The organism is Vitreimonas sp. (assembly GCF_035627415.1).
GTDB lineage: Bacteria > Pseudomonadota > Alphaproteobacteria > Caulobacterales > Aquidulcibacteraceae > Vitreimonas.
The window spans coordinates 37,933-50,099 of the sequence record NZ_DASPLU010000019.1; the positions used below are offsets into that span (position 1 = coordinate 37,933).

General features: G+C 63.8%; 7 protein-coding genes. 4 read left to right on the forward strand and 3 right to left on the reverse strand.

Annotated elements, in window-relative coordinates; all coding sequences use genetic code 11:
* Positions 1-4 precede the first annotated feature (4 nt).
* Positions 5-1,222: a saccharopine dehydrogenase family protein gene (locus VEA80_RS11860; RefSeq protein WP_325060957.1), complete on the forward strand. Its 1,218-nt coding sequence runs from the start codon at positions 5-7 to the stop codon at positions 1,220-1,222.
* Positions 1,223-1,224: 2 nt separating this feature from the next.
* Here VEA80_RS11860 and VEA80_RS11865 read toward each other — a convergent pair whose 3' ends face one another.
* The gene (locus tag VEA80_RS11865) at positions 1,225-2,430 is read right to left on the reverse strand and encodes a pyridoxal phosphate-dependent aminotransferase (RefSeq protein WP_325060958.1); all 1,206 of its coding nucleotides are present in this window, start codon (positions 2,428-2,430) and stop codon (positions 1,225-1,227) included.
* A gap of 129 nt (positions 2,431-2,559) precedes the next feature.
* Between VEA80_RS11865 and VEA80_RS11870 the strand changes: the two genes are divergently transcribed.
* Positions 2,560-2,931 carry a zf-TFIIB domain-containing protein gene (locus VEA80_RS11870; RefSeq protein WP_325060959.1) on the forward strand — a complete coding sequence of 124 codons (372 nt, stop codon included), beginning with the start codon at positions 2,560-2,562 and terminating at the stop codon, positions 2,929-2,931.
* 165 nt (positions 2,932-3,096) lie between these two features.
* Positions 3,097-5,271: a TonB-dependent receptor plug domain-containing protein gene (locus VEA80_RS11875; protein ID WP_325060960.1), complete on the forward strand. Its 2,175-nt coding sequence runs from the start codon at positions 3,097-3,099 to the stop codon at positions 5,269-5,271.
* A gap of 80 nt (positions 5,272-5,351) precedes the next feature.
* Here VEA80_RS11875 and VEA80_RS11880 read toward each other — a convergent pair whose 3' ends face one another.
* Positions 5,352-7,154 (reverse strand): PAS domain S-box protein, encoded by a 1,803-nt coding sequence (locus VEA80_RS11880; RefSeq protein WP_325060961.1) that lies wholly within the window; start codon positions 7,152-7,154, stop codon positions 5,352-5,354.
* Between the two features lie 250 nt (positions 7,155-7,404).
* On the opposite strand from VEA80_RS11880, the gene VEA80_RS11885 reads away from it, so the two are divergent.
* Entirely contained in the window at positions 7,405-8,961 is a 1,557-nt protein-coding gene (locus VEA80_RS11885) for a hypothetical protein (protein ID WP_325060962.1), read from the forward strand.
* Positions 8,962-9,044: 83 nt separating this feature from the next.
* Here VEA80_RS11885 and VEA80_RS11890 read toward each other — a convergent pair.
* On the reverse strand, positions 9,045-12,167 hold a 3,123-nt coding region (locus tag VEA80_RS11890), incomplete at its 5' end, for a DNA-directed RNA polymerase subunit beta' (protein WP_325060963.1).

Below are 12,167 nucleotides of genomic sequence, written 5' to 3' on the forward strand. Positions count from 1 at the left end.
CATGATGAGCGCTCAGGAATTCGACGTCGTCGTCTATGGCGCGACGGGCTTCACCGGCCGGCTGGTCGCCGAGCACTTGCTGCGCACCTATGGCGCCGACGGCGACGTGCGCTGGGCAATGGCGGGACGCGACCGCGAGAAGCTGAAAGCGCTCGCGATCGAACTCGGCCTGCCACTGAACTTCCCGCTGATCGAAGCGAGCACATCCGACACGGGCGCGCTCGATGCTTTGGCGCATCGCACGCGCGTGGTGATCACCACCGTCGGTCCCTATCAGCTTTACGGCGAGCCGCTGCTGGCGGCCTGCGTGCGCGCCGGCACGGACTATGTCGATCTCTGCGGCGAGCCGAACTGGATGGCGGCGATGATCGCCAAGTACGAAACGCAGGCCAAGCAGAGCGGCGCGCGCATCGTCTTCTCCTGCGGCTTCGACTCGATCCCGTTCGATTGCGGCGTCTGGTTTCTGCAGCAGGAGGCGATCCGCCGCTTCGGCAAGCCGGCGCAAAACGTGCGCGGGCGGGTGCGCAAGATCAAGGGCGGCGCCTCCGGCGGCACCATGGCGTCGATGCTGGCGACATTGGAGGCGGGCAAGCGCGATCCGAATGTGGCGGCGCAACTGACCGACCCGTTTGCGCTGGCGCCGCGTAAGCTTGCGCCGCAGCCTTCCGGGGATGTCGCCGTCCACGACGCCGACATCCCCTCATGGTCCGCGCCGTTCATCATGGCGGCAATCAACACGAAGAACGTGCACCGCACCAACGCGGTGCGCGGCTATCCGTACGGCGAGGACTTCACCTATTCGGAGATGATGCTGACCGGCGACGGCGCCGCGGGCGAAAAGCGTGCGCGCGCGGCGGTGAGCCAGTCGAACATGCAGCGCGCGCTGCTGGCCTTCGCGCCGACGCGCTGGCTGCTCAAGCAGTTCGCGCTGCCGAAGCCGGGTCAAGGGCCTTTGAAGGAAGAGCGCGAAAGCGGCATGTACGACGTGCTCTATGTCGGCGACGCCGACGACGGGCGTTCTCTGCGCGCCGTCGTCAGCGGCGACAAGGACCCCGGCTATGGCTCGACCTCGAAGATGATCAGCGAAGCCGCGCTTTGCCTGCTCGCGACGCCGCGCGAGACGACGCCTGGCGGGATCTGGACGCCGGCCGCGGCGATGGGCGATGCGCTGATCGATCGTCTGGTGATGCGCGCGGGGCTACGGTTCTCGCTGGAGAACTAGCGCTACGAGAGCGCTCCACAAAAACGCTGAATCCGCGCGCACGCGCTTTCCAGGCATTCGTTCGACGTCGCATAGGAGATGCGGAAGCAGGGGCTGAGGCCGAACGCCCCGCCATGCACGACGGCGACGTTCTCCGCTTCCAGCAGCTCCAGCGCGAACGTTTCGTCGCTGTCGATCGCCTTGCCGCCCGGCGTCTTCTTGCCGATCAGGCCAGCGATCGAGGGATAGACGTAGAACGCGCCTTCAGGCGTCGGGCACTTGATCCCTTGCGCCTGGTTCAGCATCGACACGACCAGGTCACGCCGTTCCTGGAACAGTTTCTTGTTCTTGGGGATGAAATCCTGCGTGCCGTTCAGCGCCTCGACCGCCGCCCATTGCGAGATCGAGCACGGGTTCGACGTCGTCTGCCCCATTACGTTCGCCATCGCCTTGATCAGCCATTCTGGCCCGGCGGCGTAGCCGATGCGCCAGCCCGTCATCGAATAGGCTTTCGAGACGCCGTTCATCGTCAGCGTGCGCTCGTAAAGCTTGGGCTCAACTTGCGCGATGGTCGTGAACTCGAAGTCGCCATAGGTGAGATGCTCGTACATGTCGTCGGTGAGGATCATCACCTGCGGGAAGTCGAGCAGCACCGCCGCGAGCGCGCGCAACTCGCCGGCCGTGTACGCAGCGCCCGAGGGATTCGACGGCGAGTTGATCAGCACCCACTTGGTGTGCGGCGTGATCGCCTTCGCCAGCGCTTCGGGACGCACCTTGAAGCCGTCCTCGATGCGCGTGTCGACAAACACCGGCGTTGCGCCGCACAAGAGCGCCATGTCCGGGTAGCTGACCCAATACGGCGCCGGGATCACGACTTCGTCGCCCGGGTTGAGCGTCGCCATGAACGCGTTGTAGATCACCGGCTTGCCTCCCGGCGAAACGTTCACTTGGCTGCGCTTGTACTCGAGCCCGTTCTCGCGCTTGAACTTGGCGACGATCGCGTCCTTCAGCTCGGGAATGCCGTCGACGTCGGTGTATTTCGTCTTGCCTTCGGCGATGGCGCGGCAGGCCGCTTCCTTGATGTTGTCCGGCGTGTCGAAATCCGGCTCGCCCTGCGACAGCGCGATACAGTCGCGGCCGGCGGCTTTCAGCGCCCGCGCTTTGGCGCTCATCGCCATGGTTGCGGAGGGCTTCACACGCTGCAGCGCTTGGGATGTCGGGTTGGTCATGATACCGCCTCGATTCGCACGCGGGCGAGATTAGGGCAACTCTCCAAGCGTGGCGAAAGCGCGCTCCCCCGACGCTCGGTTTTGACCCTCTATAACTTGTCCCTATATCGGGGTGAACGGAGTCCGCCCATGCCCCTGCTGATGTGCCCAAACTGCAACGCCTCCATGAACGAAGTGAAGCGTAACGACGTCGCCTTCGACATGTGCCCCAATTGCCGGGGCGTGTGGCTCGACCGCGGCGAGCTGGAAAAGATCATTTCGGCGGTGCAAGCCGAACGGGCCGAGGTCGATCGCGAGCGGGCGCAATTCTACGGCCAGCAGCCGCAGCCGCAGGCGCCGGTCCAGCAACAGCAGCCGTATCAGCCGCAGCGGCCGCCGCAGCAAGGCTATGGCGAGCGCGGCGAATACGGGGAGCGCGGCGAGTACGGCGAACGCGGCCAGTACGATCAGCACGGCCGCAAGCGCCGCCGCGGCTTCGACCTGTTCGATATTTTCGACTGATGCGCCATGTTGGCGAATGAAGGCTCAATTGCGCCTGAATCGTCGACACATCCCGCAACACTCAGAAACAATCAGCCACAAAACGCGGATGAACGGCGGCTGTCGATTGTTCGTTGACCGTCATGGGTGAGTTCTCAGACTTCGCGTCAAGCGGGGAGCTCACGAATGAAACGAATTTTGGCTGCAAGCGTCACAGCCTTGCTGGCGAGCGCGGGGGTCGCGCATGCGCAACATGCGCCGCCGGCCTCCTCGCCGCCTCCGCCGCCGCCGGCCGAAAGCAGCGAAGACACGGACGTTGAAACCGGAGACGACATCGTCGTTCTGGCGAACCCCGGCGATCAGGTGCGCATCGATCGGCGCACCTATGCGCTGCGCGACGACGCGACGGCCCAAAGCACAAACATGTTCGACGTGCTGGGCCGCATCCCCTCGGTCAGCGTCGCTCCATCCGGCGCGGTGACGCTTCTGGGCGCCGACAACGTGACCATTCAGATCAACGGCCAGCCGGTGCCCGGCACGAACCTGGAGCAGGTGTTGCGCGGCATCACCGGCGCCGAAGTCGAGCGCATCGAAGTGATCACCAACCCGTCGGCGCAATATTCGGCGGCCGCCTCGGGCGGAATCATCAACATCATCACGCGCCGGCGTTTCGACGCGGGCCTTACCGGGTCGGTGCAGGGCGGCGTCGACACGCTGGGCGTCGCCAACGGCGGCGTCTCGGCGAACTGGTCGCGCGGCCCGTGGTCGCTCAGCGGCGGCACGGGATTTTGGGACGGCCAGCAGACGCAGGATTTCGAACGCGAACGCGAGATTTTCAGCTCGGGCGACACGACGCGCGAAACCGGCGACCAGGAGGTCACGTTCGCTGGCCGCTATCTCAGCCGGCTGACGCTCGGCTACAGCCCAAACCAGCGGCGACGCATGAGCGTTTCGTTCGACAATGTCCGCGGCGGCAACGACATTCTGCGCGAGACCGAGACGACGTTGAACGGCGCGCCATCTTCCGTTCAGGCTAACCTGAACGAAGTCGAGTTCTACAACGATCAGCTCAACTTCGACTTCCAGCAGGATGGCGCTCGTCCGCGCGAACAGCTGCGAGCGAACTCAATGGTTCAGGGCCACGGCGTCGATTTCGATCAGACCTTCGCGTTCACGCCTTTGATCGGGGTCGCGAGCGAAGTGCTGGCCAGCAACAGCGTAGATCAATTGAACACCAACACCCGCCTCGAGTATGATCGCCCCTTCGGCGAGGAGCGCTTCCTCAGCGTGGGTCTCGCCTTCGAAACGTCGGAGCAAGAAATCCAGAACACGCGCACGACATTGGTTGGGCCGGCCACGCCGCCCGATTACGTCGCCCTGCTCGAAGGGAGCCAACAGACGCTCGCCGGCTACGGCACATTCCAGTTCGAAACCGGCGATTGGACGTGGCAGCCGGGCGTGCGTGCGGAAAACTATCGCCGCGAGGTGCTCTCTGGCGGCATCGAGAGCGACGATGTCGACACGCGCTACTTCCCGAGCATCCACATCCGGCGGGAGCTCGGCGGCAACATCAACGTCGATCTGAGCTATACGAGCCGTATCCAGCGCCCGGGCTTCAATCAGCTCGATCCGAACCTGCGCTTCATCGACACCAACCGCGCTATCGTCGGCAATCCGAACCTTGAGCCTTCCCTCACCGACGCTTACGAGGCGAACTTCACCTACCAGAACGCCGGCAAGAGCTTCAGCCTCACCTTTTATGATCGCATCAGCGAGGACGTGTTCTCCCCGTTCACCGAGGTGACGGGGGGCGGCGTCATTCTCACCACGACGGTCAATGCCGGCGTCAGCGAACAGCGCGGCCTGCAAGCCATCCTGCGCGGCCCGCTGAGTGAACATTGGCGCTATTCCGCCAACGTCAATCTGATGGAGCGGGAGTTCGACGTGCTGAGCGGCGGCGCCATTAGTCGGCGCAACGAATTCGAATATGACGGCTCAGTCTCGCTCGACTATCGCGACGCGGATCAGAACGCGGTGGGCGCCGACCAGCTGCAATTCGAGCTGCGTTTCCAAGGCCCGCGGCACACGCTGCAAAGCGATCTCGATGAATTCGTGATCGGCAACATCACATGGCGGCGCAAGGTCACGGATCGCCTCTACGCCACGTTGATGGCGCAGGACATCTTCAGCTCGCAGAACAACGTTTCCGAAATCACGACGGACACGTATTTCGAGCGCACCGAGTTCGCCAGCCCAGGCGCGCGCCTCCGCTTTGCGCTGACCTACCAGTTCGGCTCCGGCCCGCAACGCCCGCCGCAGGACCAGCAACAGCCCGGCGGCCCGCCCGTGCCGACGTTCTGAGCCTCGGACGGGGTGACAGTGGGCCGCCGCAAGCGAGAAGCGTCGCTGAGCCCGGCTCCGTTGCCACGGCGACTGAGACGTCAGCTGCGCTTCTTCAAGTCTACGACGTTGGCGCCGCCGCTCGACAGAATTCGCTCCAACGCGGCAACACACTGCTTTTGTGAGAACGGCTTCTCGACGATCACAGCTTCGCGGAAGGCTGTGGGAAGCGCTTCGCGGCCGTAACCCGTGACAAACGCGAACGGGACGCCTTTTTTGGTCAGCGCCGCCGCGATCCCGTCGACGCGCTGGCCGGCGAGATTGCCATCGAGCAGCGCCGCGTCGATGTCGCCCGCGTCCACCAGACCTAACGCAGCCTCGACTGTTGCCGCAGGGCCGACGACTTGGCAGCCGGCCTCTTCGAGATAGTCGACAAGCACCATCGCGATCAAGGTTTCGTCCTCGACGACGAGTATGCGCCGATCGGCCACGCCAGGTTTCACCGCCGCTTGGGCAGGCGCCGTCGCCTCAAACCGAGAGACCAGCGCGAATTCGTCCAGACGTTGGGCCAGGGGGAGCTTGATCGTGCATGCGACACCGGTCGCGGCGTATTCCATCGTGACCACGCCGCCGTGCGACTTGAGACTTTGCTCGATCAGCGTCGTACCGAACCCGCGCGTCTCCGGCGCAGTGACTCGGGGTCCGCCGCTTTCACGCCAGCTGAGCAAGAGATCGCGGACTTCCTGACTTTCGACCACCCATTCAATGGCGACTTTGCCGGACGGTGTGGAAAGAGCACCGTACTTGCGCGCGTTGGTGCCAAGCTCATGTAGGACAAGCGCGAGGTGCAAGGCCGCCTGCCCGCTTAGGGTAACGATTGGACCTCGCCAAGTGATGCGGTTGTCGCCGCCGTCGCCAAACGACAGCTGCGAGGCGATGATCTCGGAAATCTCCGCACCATGCGCGATTTCGCTGCCGTGAATACTAGCCGCCGTGAGCAAGGAGTTGGCGCGTGATAAAGCTCTCAAGCGGCCCCCGAAGCTTTCCGAAAACTCTCTGGGGTTCGCGGCGCGCCTGAGCGTTTGCCGAGAGATCGCATCCACTGTAGCCAGCGTGTTCTTCACTCGGTGATTGAGTTCATTCATCAGCAGATGCTGAGCTTCCTCAGCGCGCTTTCTTTCCGTGATGTCCCTGCCGACCTTCGACGCGCCAACGATCTCACCCCGTCCATTTCGGATCGGCGAAACGGTGAGAGAAACGTGGACCCTGCGCCCGTCCTTCGCCTCGCGAACCGTCTCATAGTGTTCGATGCGCTTGCCGGCCGCGAGTTCGCTCAGAATTCGGCTCTCCTCCGAATGCAGCTCCGGCGGAATGATCTTGGTGATGTGTTGGCCGATCATTTCGCTCGCGCTGTAGCCGAATATCCGCTCCGCGCTGGCGTTCCAGGAGGTGACGACGCCTTGCAGCGTTTTGGAGACGATGGCGTCATCCGACGACTCGACGATGGCGGCGAGCTTGGCGCGCTCAATCTCCGCCTGGTGCAGATCGCTGAGATCGACGAGCAGATTGATGGCGCCGGTGAGCTTGCCGTCTTCATCGTGAAGCGGCGTTGGGTATGGCATGAACGGCACACGGCTGCCGTCCGGTCTCTCGGCTACAGCTTCCACGCCCCTGACCTCGCCGCCTTGCTTGAGGCACATAGCCATCGGGCATTCATCGTGCGGCAGAGGCGTCCCATCAGGCTTGTAGATGCGCCAAGAGCCGCACCAGAGTTCTCCGAGTTCGGGATTGCGTCCCCACAGCTTCGACGCCGCTGAGTTGTAGAACGTGATCCGGCCTTCAGCGTCCGTCGTGTAGACAGCGGCGCTCAACGCCTCCAAGAATCTCTGATGTTGAGTGGGCATACCTGCTCCCGAACCGAGCGAAACGCTAAGCGAATCGCCTGGTTCCTTCCCCTCCTGAAAAACGCCGCGCCCACGCAAACGGCCGGCAGTTGGGATCGCCGACTGGAAGAGCTGCCATGTTCGACAGCCGCCCGGGCTAAAAGGCGGGATTCGCTGAACCAGGGAGCACCTCAAACGAAATTCTCATTTCGCTTGCGGAACTTTCGCCTCGGGCGATAGTGACCTCGAGTTTGCAACCGGGGGGTGGCCAATGACTCATCGTTCGCCTTGGCGTTTCGGGATGACAGCCGCCTGCAGCGCAGCTTTTTTTATGCTCGGCGGCTGCGTCCAGACGCTGCAGGCGGTGGGCGACTCACAAGCGATGGGGCCAAGCAGCGTCTTCGACGACGCGGCGATTGAGGACAGCCTGAAGTTTTGTGAGAGAGTGCGGTCGCGAGACCGTGGGTGGGAGCAACTCGATCACAGATCGTCAGCCTGTGACATGCTCGATTCGTTTGTGGCAGCGCGCGGGCAGATATCGCCCGGCAGTGGCCAGGCCTCATCGCGCGATGCCCTCGCCTATTTCAATCACGGCGCAAACCTTGCTGACGTGTTCTGCGCGACTTGGTTTGCGCAGCTCGATGGCGCACGGCGCAGCAGTCGTCAGGCGCACAGCACCGTGACGGGCTTGGGCGCCCTGACCACCGCCGTGCAGGGCTTCTCCGGAGTCGAAGCCCCCGTGATCGGACTCACGTCGTCGGTGTTCAATGAAACCGCCGTCTATTTCGATCGCGCCGAGCAGAATTACATGCTGAGCCCCAACCTCGACACGGTGCACAATTCCCTGTTCGCGTTCCGGCAGCGCTTCTTCGATCAGATCCGGCGCGATGAACTCATCGTGGATGAGGCAAGCGCCATGCGCTATCTGCGCCAATACGAGGCGACGTGCACCGCGCTCAACGTCCAATATTTCATCAACCTCTCTATCTCCAGGAGCGGCAGCGGCGAGGTCGTGCCGGTACCCGAGACAACAACGCCCGTCGCGCGCGCTCACATGGAAGCTCTGAAAATTCGCGTCGCGAACGCCTTAAATGGAGATCTCGTTCTTTCCGACTGGGAGTTGACCGTAGTGGCCGCGTGGCTCTCGCTGCCGCCGAACACCGGCGAAGAAGATGCACTGCGGGCGCGTCGCGCTCGGGTGGAGCTTGATCTTGCGACGATCCGCGCATCCTCCACATCGAGCCAGAACGCGCTTCAGACACTGCAGAGTATGAGCACCGCCAGCACGGCGGCGCTGCGTGACGAACTCGCGGCGGGGCCCGCCGCCGAGAATCTAGCCGATCGCGTGCGCGCATATCTCGCCGAAGGCGACTTACGTGCAAGCGAAGCGGTGACGGAGGCGTCGAACGCAGAGATCGAGGATCTGCGGGCCGATATTTCGAGAGCCGTGGGCGCCGCGCAGCTGATCGATATCGTGCATCTTACTCGCCTCACGGCGTACTGGGTGCTGTCACCTGTCCCGGAGGGCGAAGCTGCTGAAGCAATCCGTCGTCGTCGTGCACGCATCGAAGCCGACCTGAAGGCGGTACCGACCGGATCGAGCGGCAACCTGCACGATGCATTCGGCGGGCTCGAGGCGCGCGCCGACTTCGTGGACCGCTTGCGAAACGGCCCGGCGGCAGCCGAACTGGATGCGCGTGCGCGTCGCTACATCAGCGGTCTCGATCATGCGATCGCGGAGCAGATGAGGCAGGCGCAACCGGCGCAAGAGCCGACGACGCAAGGGGAGCCTGCTGAGACGACAGAGACGGACAACGACACTGAGTAGGATAACCGCGACATCCGTCTCAAAAAACAAAACGGCCCGGGATTGCTCCCGGGCCGTCGCGTTGTTGGCGTTTCCTCTGACTCTTACTCGGCCGCTTCGGGATGGCCGATGCGTCCGGCGTCTTCGCGCCGTTCGAGCGCCAGCTGCGCGTCGCGTTCGGCCGCGAGCTTCTGGTAGCGCCGCAGCTGACCGCCGGTGCCGGCCGGGATGAGACGGCCGACGATGACGTTCTCCTTGAGGCCTTCGAGCGTGTCCGCCTTGCCGTAGGAAGCGGCTTCGGTGAGCACGCGCGTGGTCTCCTGGAACGACGCCGCCGAGATGAACGAGCGGGTCTGCAGCGAGGCCTTGGTGATGCCGAGCAGCATCGGCTGCGCGAACGCGGGCTTGAGGCCCAGTTCCTGCACGCGCTTGTTCTCGTCTTCGAGATCGAGCGCCTCCACCGCTTCCCCTTTCAGGAATTCGGTGTCGCCGGCGTCCATGATCTCGACCTTCTGCAGCATCTGGCGAACGATCACCTCGATGTGCTTGTCGTTGATCGGCACGCCTTGCAGGCGATAGACCTTCTGGATCTCCTCGACCAAGTAGTTCGCCAGCGCTTCGACGCCCATGATCGAGAGGATGTCCTGCGGCGCGGGATTGCCGTCGAGCAGGTAGTCGCCCTTTTTCACGAAGTCGCCTTCTTGCACCGGAATGTGCTTGCCCTTCGGGATCATGTACTCGATCGGATCGAGGCTTTCGTCTTCCGGCACGACGCGCAGGCGGCGCTTGTTCTTGTAGTCCTTCCCGAACTCTACGCGGCCGTCGCCTTCGGCGATGATCGCGTGATCTTTCGGACGGCGGGCTTCGAACAGTTCCGCGACGCGCGGCAGACCGCCGGTGATGTCGCGGGTCTTGGCGCCGCCCGTGGGCATCCGCGCAAGGTCCTGACCAGGCGTGACGTCGTCGCCGTCGGCGATCGACAGGATCGCGCCGACCGGCAGCGTGTAGCGCGCTTCGCCGCCGCCCGAGAGCTTGGCCGGCTTGCCTTTCGCGTCGAGGATGACGATCGACGGACGCAGGTCCGAGCCCTTCGCCGTCGCGCGCCAGTCGATGATGACCTTCGACGAGATGCCGGTGGCTTCGTCGAACTCGTCGCGGACCGAAACGCCTTCGACGACATCCTCGAACTTCGCCTTGCCGGCCACTTCGGTGAGGATCGGCGTCGCATACGGATCCCAATCCGAGATCCGGTCGCCGCGCTTGATCTTCGAGTTCTCGTCGACCCGCAGACGCGCGCCGAACGAGAGCTTGAAGCTCTGACGCTCCTTGCCTTCCTCATCGACCACGATCGCCTGCATGTTGCGGCTCATGACGATGAGTTCGCCTTGGGCGTTCTTCACCGTGTTGCGGTTCACGAAGCGGATCGTGCCGTCGTGCGCCGATTCCATCACCGATTGCTCGGCGACCTGCGCCGCGCCGCCGATGTGGAAGGTGCGCATGGTGAGCTGCGTGCCCGGCTCGCCGATCGACTGCGCCGCAATGACGCCGACGGCTTCGCCGATATTGACCGGCGTGCCGCGCGCGAGGTCGCGGCCGTAGCAGGCGCCGCAGACGCCGGTGCGGGTTTCGCAGGTCAGCACCGAACGCACCTTCACGTTCTGCACGCCCGACTTCTCGATGCCGAGGACGACATCCTCATCGAGGAACGTGCCGGCCGGCACGAGCACTTCGCCGGTGCCCGGATCGACCACATCGACAGCCGCGGTGCGGCCGAGGATGCGCGTGCCGAGCGAGACGACGATGTCGGCGCCGTCGATGACGGCGGTCATGGCGATGCCGTCCTGGGTGCCGCAATCTTCCTCGGTGATGATGCAGTCCTGGGCGACGTCGACGAGGCGGCGCGTCAGGTAGCCCGAGTTCGCGGTCTTCAGCGCCGTGTCCGCGAGGCCCTTACGGGCGCCGTGGGTCGAGTTGAAGTATTCGAGGACCGAGAGGCCTTCCTTGAAGTTCGAGATGATCGGCGTCTCGATGATCTCGCCCGAGGGCTTGGCCATCAGCCCGCGCATGCCGGCGAGCTGCTTCATCTGGTTCTTCGAACCGCGCGCGCCAGAGTGCGCCATCATGAAGACGGAGTTGAGCTCGCCCGTGCGGCCATCCTTCAGTTTGGCCGGCTTGGACGCCTCTTCCATCATCGCGTCGGCGACCTTGTCGGTGCACTTCGACCACGCATCGACGACCTTGTTGTACTTCTCGCCACGCGTGATGAGGCCATCGGCGTATTGCTTCTCGTACTCGGCCGCGCGCTTGCGGGTGTCTTCGACCAGCGCTTCCTTCGCCTTCGGCACGACCATGTCGGCCATGCCGAAGCTGATGCCGGCCTTGGCCGCTTCGCGGAAGCCAAGCTGCATGATGCGGTCGGCGAAGATCACCGTCGCCTTCTGGCCGCAGTGGCGGTAGACGTTGTCGATCAGGTTGCCGATTTCTTTCTTGGTCAGCGTCTGATCGAGCAGCGCGTAGCTGATCTTCGGGTGACGCGGCAGCAGCTCGGCCATTTTCATGCGGCCAGGCGTGGTGTCGATCGTCCTGCGGATCGGCTTGTTGTTCTCGTCGACCGTTTCGAACCGCGCTTTGATCTTGGTGTGCAGCGTCACGGCGCCCGCTTCGAGCGCCGCTTCGATTTCACCAATCGAGCCGAACAGCTTTCCTTCGCCTGGCTCGTGCTCCTTCATCAGCGACAGGTAGTAGAGGCCGAGGACGATGTCCTGCGACGGCACGATGATCGGCTTGCCGTTCGCCGGGCTGAGGATGTTGTTGGTCGACATCATCAGCACGCGCGCTTCCAGCTGCGCTTCGAGCGAAAGCGGCACGTGCACGGCCATCTGGTCGCCGTCGAAGTCGGCGTTGAACGCGGCGCAGACCAGCGGATGCAACTGGATCGCCTTGCCCTCGATCAGCGTCGGCTCGAACGCCTGGATGCCGAGGCGGTGCAGCGTCGGCGCGCGGTTCAAGAGCACCGGGTGCTCGCGAATCACCTCTTCGAGGATATCCCAGACGATGGGCTCTTCTGACTCGACCATGCGCTTCGCCGCCTTGATGGTCGTTGCGAGACCCATCACTTCGAGCTTGTTGAAGATGAAAGGCTTGAAGAGCTCGAGCGCCATTTTCTTCGGCAAACCGCACTGGTGGAGCTTGAGCTGCGGCCCCACCACGATCACCGAGCGACCCGA